This is a genomic window from Bradyrhizobium liaoningense (assembly GCF_018130825.1).
GTDB classification, from domain to species: Bacteria; Pseudomonadota; Alphaproteobacteria; order Rhizobiales; family Xanthobacteraceae; genus Bradyrhizobium; species Bradyrhizobium liaoningense_B.
The window spans coordinates 1-16,738 of sequence record NZ_JAFCJS010000010.1 but is presented as its reverse complement, the minus strand read 5'-3'; the positions used below and the strand labels follow the sequence as shown (position 1 = coordinate 16,738).

Here is a 16,738-nt window from a genome sequence, read left to right as displayed (position 1 = left end):
GGGCACATACCCGGCAATGCCCCGACCGTTGAGGGGCTCCAGCGCAAGTTGGAGCCCCTTTCTTTTTGCAAATTTTCTTTTTGACCAGGTGCCGAAGAAAAAGATTGCCATTCCAGATTGCCGGCGCAGAAATATCGACCTCAAGAACAACAAACGGGAGGTCGTCATGCGTTTGGAAGGCGGATGCTATTGCGGCGAAGTGCGCTATGTGGCCGAGGGCGACCCGATGATGCAGGCGCAGTGTCACTGTCGCGAGTGCCAGTACATCTCGGGCGGCGCGCCCAACACCTTCATCGCAATGCCGGCAGCCGGCTTCTCCTACATCACCGGACAGCCCAAGCAGTTCATGCGCAAGGACCTCGAACGCGCCGTGACGCGCGAATTCTGCCCTGAATGCGGCACGCATCTGGTGACCAAGGTTCCGGGCCTGCCCGCCGCGATCGTGAAGGTCGGCACGCTGGACGAGCCAAAGCAGTTCCAGCCGCAAATGGCGATCTACACCTGCGACAAGCAGGAGTTCCACGCGATCCCCGCGGGCATGAAGACCTTCGAGAAGCTGCCGGGACGCTGAAGCCGCGATGACGGTGCAATCCCTCTCCCGCAAGGCGGGAGAGGTGAGAGCCGTCATGCATCCCGTTGTTATCCGGTCCCATTTTTCCCGCTCTGGACGGCGGCGGCGACCGATGGTTAATCGCGTCTTAACCTCGCCCTATCTATGGTGAACTGAACCGCTTCCCGCCGGCGCCTTGGTGCGACCGGCCGTTCCAAGAGTACTGGCGCCCAGAATGGCTCTGACCGCTTCAACCCGTGCGCCGCAGGGCGGTGGCAGCTCCGATTCCGCACGCTCGCCCTTCGTCCGGCTGAACGAGCTGCTGGCCCCGCATCAGCCGGGCAAACCCTTGATTTCGCTTGCGGTCGGCGAACCGCAGCATCCCGTGCCCGACTTCGTCGGCCCGGTGCTGGCCAAGCACATCGCCGATTTCGGCCGTTACCCGATGAACCAGGGCACCGAGCCGTTCCGGAACGCTGCTGGCGCCTGGCTGTCGTCGCGCTTCAAGCTGCCGCGGCCGCTCGACCCTAAGTCCGAGATTCTCGTCCTCAATGGCAGCCGCGAGGGGCTGTTCCTCGCCGCGATCGCGGCCGTGCGCTATGTCGGCCCGCGTCCCGGCAAGCCCGCCATCCTGATGCCGAACCCGTTCTATCCGGTCTACGGCGCCGGCGCCCTCGCAGCAGACTGCGAGCCGATCTATCTGCCGACCACGGTCGAAAACGGCTTCCTGCCCGATCTCGACGCCATCGACGAGACGACGCTGGCGCGCACCGTTGCGTTCTATCTGGCGTCGCCCGCCAATCCGCAGGGCTCAGTCGCCAAGCCCGACTATTTCAGGCGATTGAAGCAGCTCGCCGATCGCTACGGCTTCATGATCCTCAGCGACGAGTGCTATTCGGAAATCTATACCCGCGAAGCACCGGGCAGTGCGCTCGAATGCGCCGGCCCCGATTTCATCCGCGTGGCTGCGTTCCAGTCGTTGTCCAAGCGTTCGAACCTTCCGGGCCTGCGCGTCGGCTTCGCCGCCGGCGACAAGAAGTTCATCGGCATGTTCCTGGAGCTGCGCAACATCGCAGCACCCCAGGTGCCGGTGCCGCTCCAGCACGTCGCGACCTTTGCCTATGGCGACGAAGCGCATGTCGAGGAGAACCGCAGGCTCTACCGGATCAAGTTCGATCTCGCCGACCAGATCATTGGCAATCGTTACGGCTATCGCCGGCCCGATGGCGGCTTCTGCGTCTGGCTGAACACCTCCGGGATCGGCGACGATGTGTCGGTGACGCTGAGGCTCTTCAAGGAAGCAGGCGTGCGCGTGGTGCCCGGCAGCTTTCTGGCGCGACAGCAGCCCGACGGATTCAATCCCGGCGCAGGCTATATCCGCCTCGCGCTGGTACAGGATGGTGAAACGACGGCGCAGGCGCTGCACCGTCTGGTCGAGACTCTGGGTTAGGCGGGGCCCGTGAGCATGTCGGCAATCGAACGTGTCATTCCACTGGTCGGCCATCTGCCGCCCTCGATCCGCGAGGGGCTGGCGCGTCGCATGCGCGAGCTCACCGGCCTCGGCCTGATCGCGCTGTCGGGCGTCGCCTCGGCGGCGCTGATGACCTGGTCGGTGCAGGATCCCAGCCTCAGCCACGCGACCTCGCGGCCGATCCGCAACATCCTCGGCTATGCCGGTGCGATCGGTGCCGACCTTGCGATGCAGATCCTCGGGCTCGGCGCGATCATGCTGGTACTGACCGTCGCGGTCTGGGGCTGGCGCATGATGACGCATCGCCCGTTCGACCGCGAGGCGCTGCGGCTCGGCTCCTGGATCCTCTGCACCGTGATCGCTGCGGGCTTCGCCAGCTGCTGGCCGCATGGTGGCGCCTGGCCGCTGCCGACAGGGCTCGGCGGCGTGGTCGGCGATGCGCTGGTGCGCGCGCCCGCGGTGATTTTCGGACCGGCCGGTACGATCTATCGCATGGTGCTGGGCACGATCCTGTTCGCCGCGATGGCGGCGACGTTCCTGATCGCCTGCGGCCTCGGCGCACGCGAGCACGATGAAGAGCTCGCCGAGATCGAGGATGACGACAAGCCGCTCGACGAGGACGAGGAGAGCGATCGCGGCTCGGTGTCGCTGGGCTGGCTGTTCCATGCGCTGATGAGCACCAAGGCGCGGCTGATCTGGCTGCTGGGCGCTGCCTACCGCTCGCTGGTCTCGAGCGGACCGAAGACCAAGGCCGTCGCGTTCAGCCGCCAGGAACCGAATCTCGGCGGCGGCGGCGGCCGCGCCGCGCCCTCGATCTCGCCGCAGGCCGAAGACGAGGATTACGAGGACGAGCACGAAGAAGAAGTGGAAGACGAGGAGGAGGAAGAGGAGGAGCCCGCCGCGCGCGCCCCGAAGAAGAAGGCTGCACCGAAGGCCGCTTCCAAAAAATCCTCCGACAAGTTCGATCTTCCCTCCGTCTCCATGTTGGCAGCGCCGAAGGCCGGCGACCGCCAGCCGCTCAGCAAGGCTGAGCTGGAGACCAATTCGCGCTCGCTCGAAGGCGTGCTGCAGGATTTCGGCGTGCGCGGCGAGATCGTGAAGGCCAATCCGGGCCCTGTGGTCACGCTGTACGAATTGGAGCCGGCGCCCGGCATCAAATCCTCGCGCGTGATCGGCCTTGCCGACGACATCGCCCGCTCGATGAGCGCGCTGTCGGCGCGCGTCGCCGTCGTCCCCGGCCGCAACGCCATCGGCATCGAATTGCCGAACGCGCATCGTGAGAAGGTTTACCTGCGCGAACTGCTGGTGGCGAAAGAGGCGACTGACACGGTCGCAAAACTGCCGCTCTGCCTCGGCAAGACCATCGGCGGCGACCCCGTCATCATCGACCTCGCCCGCACGCCGCACATGCTCATCGCCGGTACCACCGGCTCGGGCAAGTCGGTCGCGATCAACACCATGATCCTCAGCCTGGTCTATCGGCTGCGGCCCGATCAGTGCCGGCTGATCATGGTCGACCCGAAGATGCTCGAACTCTCCGTCTATGACGGCATCCCCCATCTGCTCACGCCCGTCGTGACCGACCCGAAGAAGGCGGTGGTCGCGCTGAAATGGGCCGTGCGCGAGATGGAAGAGCGCTACAAGAACATGGCCAAGCTCGGTGTGCGCAACATCGACGGCTACAACACGCGCCTGCTCGAACTGAAGGCCAAGGGCGAGGAGCCGACGCGCACCGTGCATACCGGCTTCGACAAGGAGACCGGCAAGGCGATCTACGAGGAAGAGAAGCTCTCGCTCGACCCGCTGCCCTATATCGTCATCATCGTCGACGAAATGGCCGACCTGATGATGGTCGCCGGCAAGGACATCGAAGGCGCGGTGCAGCGCCTAGCGCAGATGGCGCGCGCCGCCGGCCTGCACGTGATCCTGGCGACGCAGCGCCCGTCGGTGGACGTCATCACCGGCACCATCAAGGCCAACTTCCCGACCCGCATCGCCTTCCAGGTCACGTCCAAGATCGACAGCCGCACCATCCTCGGCGAGATGGGCGCCGAGCAGCTGCTCGGCCAGGGCGACATGCTCTACATGGCCGGCGGCGGCCGCATCAGCCGCGTGCACGGGCCGTTCGCTTCGGACGAGGAAGTCGAGAAGGTGGTGCGTCACCTCAAGACGCAGGGCCAGCCGGAATACCTCGAAGCGGTCACCGCCGAAGAGCCGACCGAGGACGAGGATGGCGCGGTGTTCGACGCCACCGGCATGGGTGCCGATGGCGGCGGCGACCTGTTTGCGCAGGCCGTTGCGATCGTCAAACGCGACCGCAAGGCCTCGACCAGCTACATCCAGCGCCGCCTGCAAATCGGCTATAACCGGGCCGCATCGCTGATGGAGCGCATGGAACTGGAAGGCATCGTCGGTCCCGCCAACCACGCCGGCAAGCGCGAGATTCTGGTCGAGGAAGAAGACAGCCATATGTGAGGCGAGGAGCCTCAAATCATCATTTCACGCGAAATCGTTATCTGCTTTTGCCCGAAATCACGCTAAAAAGGCGCCCAGCCATACAGGACGACGCGTTGATCAGACATAAGGACATTCGATTCGCTGCCACCATCGCTGCGCAAGGCGCGCGCGTGGCCGGCGTTCTTCTCGTCACCGCCGCGATGGTGACGGCGTCGTCGTTCGCGCAGACCGTGCCGGTGCCGAAGCCCGCGCCGAAGGGGCGCGACGGCGGCACCTCCGCCGGTGGGCCGGCGGTCACCGGCGCGACGCAGGCGCCGCCGAACCCGGTCATCCCGGACCCGCGCCGCAACGTGCCGAGCAGCATCTTCCAGACCTTCGATGCCAACCAGAAGGCGCAGGCGGCCAAGGTCAGCGCCTATCTGTCGTCGCTGCAGACGCTGGTCGGGAATTTCGTCCAGGTCGGCCCCGACGGCAGCAAGACGCAGGGCGATTTCTACATCCAGAAGCCCGGCAAGGTGCGCTTCGAATATGACGCGCCGAGCCCGATCGACATCATCGCCGACGGTTCGTCCCTGGTGGTGCGCGACCGCAAGCTTGCGACCCAGGACGTCTATCCGCTGTCGCAGACGCCGCTGCGCTTCCTGTTGTCCGATCGCATCGACCTGATGAAGGACACCAATGTCGTCAACGTCTCGGCCGACGACCTCTTCGTCAGCGTCACCATCGAGGAGAAGCAGGCGCTCGTCGGCACCAGCCGGCTCTTGCTGATGTTCGGCGCCAAGGACGGCCAGCTCAAGCAGTGGACCGTCACCGACCCGCAGGGCTACGACACCACGATTGCGGTCTACAATCTGGATTCGAGCAAGAGGCTCGACCCCGGCATGTTCAAGATCGATTTCACAAACTACGGCCAGTCGCCGGGCTGATGGTTCGTAGGGTGGGTTAGCCCGCGGCTGCGCGAAGCGCAGTCCGCCGGCGTAACCCACCTCTTCTGTTTCCGCGGATACGAACAGTGGTGGGTTACGCTGCGCTAACCCACCCTACGATTCCACGCCTGTGGACAAGCATTTTCCCCGCGCCAATCCATGCTAAGACGCATTCCCCATGCGTCTTTCCCTGACAACCTGGAACATCAATTCGGTGCGGCTGCGCATCGACCTCGTCGCGAAATTCCTCAAGAGCGCGCGACCGGAGGTGCTGTGCCTGCAGGAGACCAAGTGCATCGACGACGCCTTTCCGCTGAAGCGCTTCAAACGGCTCGGCTATGAGCATGTCGCGCTGAACGGGCAGAAGGGCTATCACGGCGTCGCCATCGTCTCGAAGATTCCGTTCGAGTCGAAGGACATCCGCACCTTCTGCGACAAGGTGGATTCGCGGCACATCTCGGTGTCGTTCGGCGAGAAGGCGGGCATCGCAAAGCCCTTGGTGCTGCATAATTTCTACGTGCCCGCGGGCGGCGACATTCCCGATCCCGCGCTGAACGAGAAATTCGACCACAAGCTCCGCTTCCTCGACGAGATGACAGCGTGCGAGCCGCTGCATCCGCGCGGTGAGGATCGCCATGTCCTGGTCGGCGATCTCAACGTCGCCCCGCACGAGAACGACGTGTGGTCGCACAAGCAGCTGCTGAAAGTGGTCTCGCACACGCCTGTCGAAACCGAGAAGCTGAAAGCCGCGCTTGCAGCCGGCGAGTGGGTCGACGTCGCGCGCGACCGCATCCCGATGTCGGAAAAGGTCTATACGTGGTGGAGCTACCGCTCCGCCGACTGGACCGTCGGTGACCGCGGCCGCAGGCTCGACCACATCTGGGTCTCGCGCGCGCTGAAGGACGCGGTCAGCGATTTCAAGATCCTGCGCGATGCGCGCAGCTGGGAGCGTCCGTCGGACCACGTGCCTGTCACGGTGACGCTGGAGGTGTGAAGTCCCGTAGCCCGGATGGAGCGCAGCGCAATCCGGGACGGTCTTTCCGGCAGGCGAGATTCCCGGATTACGCTTCGCTCCATCCGGGCTACGAAGCCGAGACCACTCAGCTCGTCAGCTTCGCACCCGCCATCAGAATATCGCTGGCGATCTGGCTCGAGCGCACCGCGAATTCGTCGCGCAGGCGCACAGCGGCGGCGGGATCGCTTTCGAGCACGCGCTGGAACAGGCTGCGCGCAACGCGGATGACGGAGGAATGCTCCAGCGCGATCGCGCTCGACGGCCGCTTCATCGGCACCACCAGCGCAAGCTCGCCGATCAGCGCGCCGGGACCGGCGATCATCTCGGCACCGGCGCCGTCCTCGACCCGGAACGCACCGCGCTGGACCACGTAGCCGGCATCGGCGTCGTCACCGAGATTGAACAGGACGTCGCCGCGGACGAAGTCACGCTGCTCGGAGCCGATCGCCAGCATGCGCAACGAGGCGTCTCCCAACAGGCGCAATGTCGGGACACGCTCGAGAAGCGCTACGTCGTCGTCGATTGACATTCAGGTCCGAGGCTCAAAGGCACGCCATCTAAAACGATTCGCGCGCCCCCAAAGCGTATCACGGCACCAGCTTGTAGCCACCGGCTTCCGTGACCAGGATCTCCGGGTTGGCGGCGTCCTTCTCGATCTTCTGGCGAAGGCGGTAGATGTGGGTTTCCAGCGTGTGGGTGGTGACCCCGGAATTGTAGCCCCAGACTTCCTGCAGCAGGGTCTCGCGCGACACTGGCATCTGGCCGGCGCGATAGAGGAAGCGGAGGATGGCGGTTTCCTTCTCGGTGAGCCGCACCTTGCGCGCATTGGCCGCGGTCAGCATCTTCGAGCCCGGGCGGAAGGAGTAGGGGCCGACCGAGAACACCGCGTCCTCGCTGGCCTCGTGCTGGCGGAGCTGGGCGCGGATGCGGGCCAGCAGCACCGCGAAGCGGAACGGTTTCGCGACATAGTCGTTGGCGCCGGACTCCAGACCCAGGATCGTATCGGAATCGGTGTCATGCCCGGTCAGCATGATGATCGGCGCCTTGAAGCCGCCCTTGCGCAAGCTACGGACAACTTCGCGGCCATCGGTGTCGGGCAGACCGACATCCATCAGAACGAGATCGGGAGAATTGGCCTTCGCGGCGCTCGCGCCCTTGGCGCCGGTATCGACGGCGGAGGCTTCGAATTCTTCGTGCAGCGATAATTGCTCCACCAACGTATCGCGCAGATCGGTATCGTCATCCACGATCAGGATCTTGCGGGCATTGGCCATGGGGTATCATCCTTTTGGAGTCCGGCTCGGCGCGCATGCATGCCGCGCCCGGCCGCGAGGGGAAGTTTAAGAGGGTCGCCGTTATTATTGTTGTTCGTGTTGAAGTAGTGGGCTGTTACCGATTCTCAAGCCAGAAGCACTCTAACCCAGAATAGCAGGGCGCTTTGATGAATGTCCTGTAATGAATTCGACATCGCACGTTCACATGAAAAACAACGTTGCTTCAGCTACTTACACCAGAAATCGGAGCTCCGGACCGCTGTCGGCGATCCGCGTTAAGCCTGCTGCCGGGAATCCGCGCCGGGGCTGGCTGACCGCCGGACCGCTGACGATACCGGTGGCGCTGGGGCGGGGCGGCATCCTCGCCAACAAGCGCGAGGGCGACGGAGGTACTCCGAGGGGTAGCTTCCGTCCCCGGCGCCTGTGGTGGCGCGTCGACCGGCACAGCCGCCCGCAGACTTTCCTGCCGGCGCGGATCATCACCGGCGCGGACGCCTGGTGCGAGGATCCCAACGACCGTCACTACAACCAGGGAATCCGGCTCGGCGAGGGGCAGGGCGGTGATCGGCTCAAGCGGGCCGACCACCTCTATGACTTCATCATCGAAATCGACCACAACACGCGCCCGCGCATCGCCGGCCGCGGCAGCGCCGTGTTCCTGCATCTGGCCCGCGACAATTTCGGCCCGACAGCGGGCTGCGTCTCCATGACCAAATCCGCGATGCTGCAATTGCTGCGGCGGCTGGGACCAAGAACAAGAATCATCATCGGGTGAGGGCACATGCTCGAGAAAGATCAGATCGCCGCCGCATCGCGCGTCCTCTTTGAACATTGGCGCGACGGCACCAAGCTCGATGCGCTCGAGGCGAGCTTGCGACCGCAGAGCCGCGCAGAGGGCTATGCCATTCAGGCCGGGCTCGAAACGCTGTCGCGTGGAAAATTGTTCGGCTGGAAGATCGCGGCAACGAGCGTATCAGGACAGGAGCACATCAACGTCTCCGGACCGCTGGCCGGGCGCATCATGAGCGACACCGTGATCGCCGACGGCGGCACCGCATCGATGAAGGGCAACGCGATGCGCGTCGGCGAGCCGGAATTCGCCTTCCGCATGGGACGCGATCTGCCGCCGCGCGCGACGCCGTACACTGTCGACGAAGTGCTCGCTGCAGTCGGCAGCTTCCATCCCGCGATCGAGATTCCGGATTCGCGCTTTGTCGATTTCGCCAGCGCCGGCGAAGCGCAGCTCATCGCCGACAATGCCTGCGCGCATCTGTTCGTGCTGGGCGCAACGACATCAGCGGATTGGCGCGCGATGGATCTCGTCGAGGAGCGGCCGCAGATCACGCTACGCGGCGAGCGCTATGTCGGCCACGGCAAGAACGTACTCGGCGATCCCCGCGTTGCGCTCGCCTGGCTCGCCAACGAACTGCGCGGGCTCGACATCACGTTGCGGGCAGGGGAGGTGGTGACCACGGGTACGTGCCATCCGCCGCTGCCGATCCAGGCCGGCGATCATTTCGCGGTGGATTTTGGTGTGTTGGGGAAAGTGTCGGTGGGGTTTGTGTAAAAGCCTCACCCACCGCCGTCGTCCCGGCGAAGGCCGGGACCCATAACCCCAAGGAGTAGTTTGGCGAAGACCAGAAGTGACCGGACTTTCGCCGGTACGAACACTGCTCGTCACCGAGAGATCACGCGGTATGGGTCCCGGCCTTCGCCGGGACGACAACCACTACCGATGCCCGAAGATCGCGCTGCCCACGCGGACATGCGTGGCGCCCAACATGATCGCGGTCGCGAAATCCGCGCTCATGCCCATCGAGAGATTCTTCAAGCCGTTGCGCTCCGCGATCTTGGCAGTCAGCGCGAAATGCGCAGCCGGCGGCTCGTCGACCGGCGGGATGCACATCAGTCCGGAGATCGTCAGCCCATAGGTGTCGCGGCAGCTCGCGAGGAAGGCATCGGCCTCGCCCGGCGCGACACCGGCCTTCTGCGGCTCCTCGCCGGTGTTGATCTGGACGAAGAGAAGCGGGTGCTTTTTTTGGGATTCGATTTCCTTGGCTAACGCCTGGCAAATGCTCGGGCGGTCGACCGAATGGATGGCGTCGAACAGCGCGACCGCCTCTTTCGCCTTGTTGGATTGCAGCGGCCCGATCAGATGCAACGCGATGTCGGGGTAAACAGACGTTAACGCCGGCCACTTGCCTTTGGCCTCCTGCACCCGATTCTCGCCGAATACGCGCTGTCCGGCGGCGATAACCGGGGTAATTGCATCCGCGACGAAAGTCTTGGAGACCGCGATCAGCGTGACGGAGGCGCGATCACGCCGCGCATCCCTGCAGGCGCGTGCAATTTCGGCTTCGACCGAAGCGAGTGCGTTTGGTGAATGGCCGGTTATCGGCGCGGCGCTTTTTTCTGTCATGACGTTGGATTGGCCGTGATCTTACGGAGGTAAGTCCAATTTTACCGAGTTCAAGAAAGAGTTTTTGAACCCTTCGCTTTACCTTAGCCCGCGGGGTGGGCAGCGAAGATGGCAAACGTCAGTTTCAACCGCAAACGAGCGAAACTCAAGCAGGTTCTCGGAATCCGGGCCCGGCTTGCGTTGCTTGCCGTGATTCTGGTTGCGCCCCTGATGCTCGAGCGCATTCGTTCGCTCGAGGATGCGCGCACCCGGCAGATCGCGCAGGCCGCAGCCGAATTCACCACCGTCGCGCGACACAGCGCCGATGCGCAGCGCGAGGTGATCTCGTCGGTCGAGACCATCCTGAAATCGGAAGCCTTCATCCGCGCCTCCGCCGGCGGCATCAGCAAGAGCTGCGACGTGCTGCGCGCGAGCCTGCCCTCGAATCTTCCCTGGATCCGCACGCTGCTGATCGCCGGCCAGGACGGCCGCATCCAGTGCGCCACCAACAACATGTATGTCGGGCTCGACCTCAGTGACCGGCCCTACTTCCAGCAGGCGCAGGAAACCGGCCGCTTCGTGCTGAGCGACTTCATCCTGTCGCGACCGGTGCCGTCGCCGACCGTGATGGCGGTCTATCCGGTATCGGCGTTCAGCGGCGTACCCGATGCCGTCGTGCTGGCCACCGTCAACCTCGACTGGATGTCGAAGGTCATGAACAATCTCGGCGGCCGCGCCGGTATCACCGCCGTGCTGGTCGACAGCGCGGGCACCGTGCTGGCCGCGCCCGCCGACCAGCACAGTGCGGTCGGCCGTCCGCTCGACAACATGCCACTGATGTCCGCGATTGCCGACAGGGCGCTGCGCTCGGACCAGGACGAAGGCTCGCTGTCCTTCCTCGCCGCCGACGGCTCCCGCCGCGCGGTCAGCTACATCCGCATCGCCGGCACCAACGCTCGTCTGATCGCCAGCATCGACGAGGACAAGGTGTCCGCGGCGGTGAGCCGCGACATCCGCACCGCCTATCTCCAGCTCGCTTTCGTCGTCGTGTTCGTGCTGCTCGGCGCGCTGATCGCCGCCGAGAAGCTCGTGATCAAGCCGATCGAGATGCTCGCCGACATGGCCAAGCGCCTCGGCGAGGGGGATCTCTCCGCGCGCGCGGCGCGCAACCGCCTGCCGGCCGAGTTCGTGCCGCTGGCCCGCGCGTTCAACGCGATGGCCGCGCAGCTCAGCCAGCGCGAGCGCGAGCTGATCGCGAGCAACGACCGCCTCACCGTGATGGCCTCGATCGACATGCTGTCAGGCCTCGCCAACCGCCGCGGCTTCCAGAGCCGGCTCGACTTCGAATGGATGCGCGCGCAGCAATATGGCAGCGACCTCGCGCTGCTGATGATCGACGTCGACCATTTCAAGCTGTTCAACGACACCTACGGCCATCTCGAAGGCGATTCCTGCCTGACGCGGCTCGGCGAGTCGCTCTCGGGCATCGCCGCCGACACGATGGGCTTTGCCGCGCGCTATGGCGGCGAGGAATTCTGCCTGCTGCTGCCGAACACCGATGTGAACCGCGCCGTCGAGATCGGCGAGCAGGTGCGTGCGGCCGTGCTGAAGCTGTGCCTGCCGCACATCACCTCGGCTCATATGATCGTCACCGTCTCGATCGGCGTTGCCGCGACGAGGCCCAACGAGGCCTTGCGCCCCGGCGACCTCATCGAAGCCGCCGACGCCGCGCTCTACGCCGCAAAACACCGCGGCCGCAACAACGTCGTCGAGCACGGCGTGCAGGCGATCGAGACCGGCGGCGCCGCCATGATGATGGCGGCCAGCGCCTAGCCCGCGCGGACAACTCTACCGGTCGACTTTACCTCGCCCCGCAGGCGGGACGCGACATAGTCGTAGTCGGGATCGTCAAAGCTGGCGTCCATTGCGAGTATCTTGGGGTTCTGGCCAGCCGCAACCTCGCATCGACCCCTTAATCACACCCCAACGGCGGCCTCGGTAGTTATGCGGAGCAGGGGCACAGGTTCCGAAGGTGAGGCAACCCATTGACCCCCCGAGGGCTTCTATGGCCTAGTCCGCCGTCTTTAGACGGCCGAACCCAAGAAAAAACCAACGATTCCATGACCTCCGAACGCTATAACGCCCACGATTCCGAACCGCGCTGGCAGGCTGCCTGGGACCAGCAGGCGATCTTCGTCTCGAAGAACGACGATTCGCGGCCGAAATACTATGTGCTCGAGATGTTCCCCTACCCGTCCGGGCGCATCCATATCGGCCATGTCCGGAATTATACGCTCGGCGACGTGCTGGCCCGCTTCATGCGCGCCAAGGGCTTCAACGTGCTGCATCCGATGGGCTGGGACGCGTTCGGCCTGCCGGCCGAGAACGCCGCCATCGAGCGCAAGGTCGCGCCGAAGGCCTGGACCTACGACAACATCGCCGCGATGAAGAAGCAGCTTCGCTCCATCGGGCTGTCGCTGGACTGGAGCCGCGAATTCGCGACCTGCGATCCCAGCTACTACAAGCATCAGCAGAAGATGTTCCTGGACATGCTCGCAGCCGGCCTCGCCGAGCGCGAGAAGCGCAAGCTCAACTGGGATCCGGTCGACATGACCGTGCTCGCCAACGAGCAGGTGATCGACGGCCGCGGCTGGCGCTCCGGTGCGATCGTCGAGCAACGCGAGATGAGCCAGTGGGTCTTCAAGATCACGAAGTACTCGCAGGAGCTGCTGTCGGCGCTGGACGGGCTGGACCGCTGGCCCGACAAGGTGCGGCTGATGCAGCGCAACTGGATCGGCCGCTCCGAGGGCCTCTTGATCCGATTCGCGCTGGATGCGGCGACGACGCCCGCCGGCGAGAGCGAGCTGAAGATTTTCACGACGCGCCCGGACACGCTGTTCGGCGCAAAATTCATGGCGATCTCGGCGGATCATCCGCTGGCACAAGCGGCTGCCGCGAAGAACCCGAAGCTTGCGGAGTTCATCGCCGACATCAAGAAGATCGGGACAGCGCAGTCGATCATCGACACCGCGGAGAAGCAGGGCTTCGACACCGGTATCCGCGCGGTGCATCCGTTCGATCCGAGCTGGAAGCTGCCGGTCTATGTCGCCAATTTCGTGCTGATGGAATACGGCACCGGCGCGATCTTCGGCTGCCCCGCGCACGACCAGCGCGACCTCGATTTCGTCAACAAGTACGCGCTCGGCAATACGCCGGTTGTCTGTCCCGAGGGCCAGGATCCGAAGTCATTCGTCATCACCGACACCGCCTATGACGGTGACGGCCGCATGATCAATTCGCGCTTCCTCGACGGCATGACGATCGATCAGGCCAAGGAAGAGGTGGCGAAGCGTCTCGAGACCGAGCTGCGCGGCAACGCGCCGGTCGGCGAGCGCCAGGTGAATTTCCGTCTGCGCGATTGGGGCATTTCGCGCCAGCGCTACTGGGGCTGCCCGATCCCGGTCATCCATTGCCCGAAGTGCGATGTGGTCCCGGTGCCGGATGCCGACCTGCCAGTGGTGCTGCCGGAGGATGTGAGCTTCGACAAGCCCGGCAACGCGCTCGACCATCACCCGACCTGGAAGCACGTCACCTGCCCCAAATGCGGCGGCAAGGCTCAGCGCGAAACCGACACCATGGACACCTTCGTGGATTCGTCCTGGTATTTTGCGCGCTTCACCGATCCCTGGAACGAGAATTCGCCGACGACGCCGGCGGTCGCCAACCGGATGCTGCCGGTCGACCAGTATATCGGCGGCGTCGAGCACGCGATCCTGCATCTGCTCTACAGCCGCTTCTTCACCCGCGCGATGAAGGCGACCGGGCACGTTGCGCTGGACGAGCCGTTCGCCGGCATGTTCACGCAGGGCATGGTGGTGCACGAGACCTACCAGAAGGCCGACGGCACCTGGGTGCAGCCGGCCGAGGTGAAGATCGAGGTCGGCGGCAACGGGCGGCGCGCGACGCTGCTCAGCACCGGCGAGGACGTCGCGATCGGTCCGATCGAGAAGATGTCGAAGTCGAAGAAGAATACGGTCGACCCCGACGACATCATCGCGACCTACGGCGCCGACGTCGCCCGCTGGTTCATGCTGTCGGACTCCCCGCCCGACCGCGACGTGATCTGGAGCGACGAGCGCGTCCAGGGCGCCTCGCGCTTCGTGCAGCGGCTGTGGCGGCTGGTGAACGACGCGGTGGAACTCGGCAAGGCAGCCCCCGCGGCCCGGCCGGCTTCGTTCGGCGAGGATGCGCTCCTCCTGCGCAAGGCGGCCCACGGCGCGCTGGACAAGGTGACCTCCGGCGTCGAGCGGCTGCACTTCAACGTCTGCCTCGCCCATATCCGTGAATTCACGAATGCGTTCTCGGAAGTGCTGCAGCGTCCCGGGCAGCCGGCGGCAGACCTTGCCTGGGCGATCCGCGAGGCCAGCCAGATCCTGGTCCAGCTGTTCTCCCCGATGATGCCGCACCTGGCCGAGGAGTGCTGGCAGGTTCTGGGGCACTCCGGGCTGGTTTCGGAGGCCGATTGGCCCCAAATCGAACGTGATTTGCTGGTTGAAGACAGCGTGACCCTGGTTGTCCAGGTCAACGGCAAGAAACGGGGTGAGGTCACAGTTGCAACAGCGGCCCAGAATCCGGAAATCGAGGCTGCCGTTTTGGCCCTCGATGCGGTAAAGCTGGCCTTGGACGGCAAGCCCGTCCGCAAGGTGATCATCGTCCCCAAGAGGATCGTGAATGTTGTCGGCTAGGATCCGCATCGCAGCCCGCCTGCTGGCAGTCGCCGCACTGGCGGCGCTGACGGCTGGCTGCTTCCAGCCGATGTATGCCGACCGTGGTGACGGCACCCCCGGCCTGCGCGAGAAGCTGATGGGGGTCGAGCTGCCGCCGATCAGCAAGCCCAATGCCTCCCGCGAGGCCCGCGTCGGCGTCGAGGTCCGCAATGCCCTGGCCTTCAAGCTCTACGGTTCGGCGACGGGCATGCCGCCGACCCACCGCCTAGACATCCGCTTCGCCTCCAGCCGCTCGTCCCTGATCGTCGATCCCAACACGGGTCTGCCGAACACCGAGAACTACGGCATCGACTGCCAGTACAATCTGATCGAGATCGTCAGCGGCAAGTCGGTCATGACCGGCACCACGTTCTCGCGCGTCTCCTACGACATGCCCGGCTCCTACCAGCGGTTCTCGCGCAACCGCGCCGTTCGCGATGCCGAGGATCGTGCCGCCAACGAGATCGCAGAGAACATCAACACCCGGCTCGCCGCGTTCTTCACCGCGGGCACGTAAGTCATCTCCCGTCATTCCGGGGCACGTGTAGCGCGGACCCGGAATCTCGATCCCCAACCTCTGGATTCTCAGGTGCGCGATTGCGCACCGTAGTTCGCGCCACGCGCGCCCCGGAATGACGATCTGAACCATGGTCGCACTGCGCGGAAAAGAGATCGACGCCTTCCTCGCCCGCCCCGATGCCGGCCGCCCCATTATCCTGCTCTACGGACCCGACGCCGGGCTCGTGCGCGAGCGCGCCGACGCGCTGATCGCCTCGGCGGTCGACGATCCCAACGATCCCTTCTCGCTGGTGAAGCTCGACGGCGACGAACTCTCCGCCGAGCCGTCGCGACTCGTCGACGAAGCCATGACGGTGCCGCTGTTCGGCGGCCGCCGCGCCATTCGCGTTCGCGCCGGCTCGCGCAGCTTTGCCGGCGGCATCGACACCTTGGCCGAGATGAGCGTGAAGGATTGCCGCATCGTGATCGAGGCCGGCGAGCTGCGGCCGGAATCGCCGCTGCGCAAGGCCTGCGAGAAGGCCAAGACGGCGGTCGCGATCGGCTGCTATCCCGACACCGAGCGCGACCTCGCCAAGCTGATGGAGGACGAGCTCCGCATCGCGAATCTGCGCATCGCGCAGGATGCCCGCGCGGCGCTGATGTCGTTCCTCGGCGGTGACCGCCAGGCCTCCCGCAACGAGCTGCGCAAGCTCACGCTCTATGCCCATGGCAAAGGCGAGATCACGCTGGATGACGTGATGTCCGTGGTCGCCGACGCATCCGAGCTGAAGCTCGATCCGATCGTCGACGGCGCCTTCGCCGGGCGACCCGACATCGTCGAGACCGAGTTTGCAAAAGCCATGATCGCCGGCACCTATCCCGGCGTGATCATCTCGGCCGCACAGCGCCAGGCCGCGTGGCTGCACAAATCCGCGCTCGCGATCGCCGACGGCCAGCCTGCCTCTGCCGTGCTCGACGGCGGCTATCCGCGGCTGCACTTTTCACGAAAGCCCATGGTCGAAACCGCGCTGCGCAATTTCAGCGTGGCGCGCCTCGCCGCCATCATCGAGCAGCTCGCAACCGCCGCGCTTGAGACTCGCAAGCAATCGACGCTAGCCGCCGCCATCGCCCAGCGCACGCTGATGGCGATCGCGGCGAATGCGAAGCGGCGGGGATAGGCCTCCGCTCTTTCCACGTCATTGCGAGCGCAGCGAGGCAATCCAGAGTCCCTCCGCGGAAAGATTCTGGCTTGCTTCGCTGCGCTCGCAATGACGAGGTGGATGCAGCACGCGCCAAATACTCAGCCGTCGTCCTGGCGAAAGCCAGGAGGTGGATTCACACTCGAAGTGCAACACTTGGGAGAAGGCCTCTGCCGGGGTCCTG

14 protein-coding genes are annotated in these 16,738 nt (G+C 64.9%); 11 read left to right on the top strand and 3 right to left on the bottom strand.

Features of this window, described 5'->3' with window-relative positions; genetic code table 11:
- Positions 1-166 precede the first annotated feature (166 nt).
- From JQ603_RS32620 to JQ603_RS32600, 5 genes are all read left to right on the top strand, one after another.
- A complete protein-coding gene (locus tag JQ603_RS32620; RefSeq protein WP_212346108.1) occupies positions 167-571 on the top strand; it encodes a GFA family protein in 405 nt (134 codons plus the stop codon).
- A 214-nt stretch (positions 572-785) separates the two neighbouring features.
- Positions 786-2,000 carry an aminotransferase class I/II-fold pyridoxal phosphate-dependent enzyme gene (locus tag JQ603_RS32615; protein WP_212346104.1) on the top strand — a complete coding sequence of 405 codons (1,215 nt, stop codon included), beginning with the start codon at positions 786-788 and terminating at the stop codon, positions 1,998-2,000.
- Between the two features lie 9 nt (positions 2,001-2,009).
- A complete protein-coding gene (locus JQ603_RS32610) occupies positions 2,010-4,496 on the top strand; it encodes a DNA translocase FtsK (protein ID WP_212346101.1) in 2,487 nt (828 codons plus the stop codon).
- Positions 4,497-4,648: 152 nt separating this feature from the next.
- Positions 4,649-5,404, top strand: coding sequence for an outer membrane lipoprotein carrier protein LolA (locus tag JQ603_RS32605; protein ID WP_212346622.1), 756 nt, complete (start codon positions 4,649-4,651; stop codon positions 5,402-5,404).
- A gap of 178 nt (positions 5,405-5,582) precedes the next feature.
- Positions 5,583-6,398, top strand: a complete 816-nt coding sequence (locus JQ603_RS32600) for an exodeoxyribonuclease III (RefSeq protein ID WP_212346098.1) — start codon at positions 5,583-5,585, stop codon at positions 6,396-6,398.
- Positions 6,399-6,504: 106 nt separating this feature from the next.
- Here the strand turns inward: JQ603_RS32600 and JQ603_RS32595 are convergent, their stop codons facing one another.
- Positions 6,505-6,948: a cyclic nucleotide-binding domain-containing protein gene (locus JQ603_RS32595; RefSeq protein WP_035703221.1), complete on the bottom strand. Its 444-nt coding sequence runs from the start codon at positions 6,946-6,948 to the stop codon at positions 6,505-6,507.
- 58 nt (positions 6,949-7,006) lie between these two features.
- A complete protein-coding gene (locus tag JQ603_RS32590) occupies positions 7,007-7,693 on the bottom strand; it encodes a response regulator transcription factor (protein WP_008142830.1) in 687 nt (228 codons plus the stop codon).
- A gap of 205 nt (positions 7,694-7,898) precedes the next feature.
- Here JQ603_RS32590 and JQ603_RS32585 point away from each other — a divergent pair, with 205 nt between their 5' ends.
- Both JQ603_RS32585 and JQ603_RS32580 read left to right on the top strand, forming a co-directional pair.
- The gene (locus JQ603_RS32585; RefSeq protein WP_212346095.1) at positions 7,899-8,468 is read left to right on the top strand and encodes a L,D-transpeptidase family protein; all 570 of its coding nucleotides are present in this window, start codon (positions 7,899-7,901) and stop codon (positions 8,466-8,468) included.
- 6 nt (positions 8,469-8,474) lie between these two features.
- Positions 8,475-9,260 (top strand): 2-keto-4-pentenoate hydratase, encoded by a 786-nt coding sequence (locus JQ603_RS32580; protein WP_212346092.1) that lies wholly within the window; start codon positions 8,475-8,477, stop codon positions 9,258-9,260.
- Between the two features lie 162 nt (positions 9,261-9,422).
- Here the strand turns inward: JQ603_RS32580 and JQ603_RS32575 are convergent, their stop codons facing one another.
- The gene (locus JQ603_RS32575) at positions 9,423-10,112 is read right to left on the bottom strand and encodes a YggS family pyridoxal phosphate-dependent enzyme (RefSeq protein ID WP_212346088.1); all 690 of its coding nucleotides are present in this window, start codon (positions 10,110-10,112) and stop codon (positions 9,423-9,425) included.
- Between the two features lie 108 nt (positions 10,113-10,220).
- Here JQ603_RS32575 and JQ603_RS32570 point away from each other — a divergent pair, with 108 nt between their 5' ends.
- The 4 genes from JQ603_RS32570 to holA all read left to right on the top strand — a co-directional run bounded on the left by JQ603_RS32570 (position 10,221) and on the right by holA (position 16,533).
- Positions 10,221-11,924 carry a diguanylate cyclase domain-containing protein gene (locus JQ603_RS32570; protein WP_212346085.1) on the top strand — a complete coding sequence of 568 codons (1,704 nt, stop codon included), beginning with the start codon at positions 10,221-10,223 and terminating at the stop codon, positions 11,922-11,924.
- 287 nt (positions 11,925-12,211) lie between these two features.
- Positions 12,212-14,836 (top strand): leucine--tRNA ligase, encoded by a 2,625-nt coding sequence (gene leuS / locus JQ603_RS32565; RefSeq protein WP_212346083.1) that lies wholly within the window; start codon positions 12,212-12,214, stop codon positions 14,834-14,836.
- The gene (locus tag JQ603_RS32560; RefSeq protein ID WP_212346081.1) at positions 14,823-15,374 is read left to right on the top strand and encodes an LPS assembly lipoprotein LptE; all 552 of its coding nucleotides are present in this window, start codon (positions 14,823-14,825) and stop codon (positions 15,372-15,374) included. Before leuS ends, JQ603_RS32560 begins: the two co-directional genes overlap by 14 nt.
- Before the next feature lie 130 nt (positions 15,375-15,504).
- A complete protein-coding gene (gene holA / locus JQ603_RS32555; protein WP_212346079.1) occupies positions 15,505-16,533 on the top strand; it encodes a DNA polymerase III subunit delta in 1,029 nt (342 codons plus the stop codon).
- The last annotated feature ends 205 nt before the right edge of the window (positions 16,534-16,738 follow it).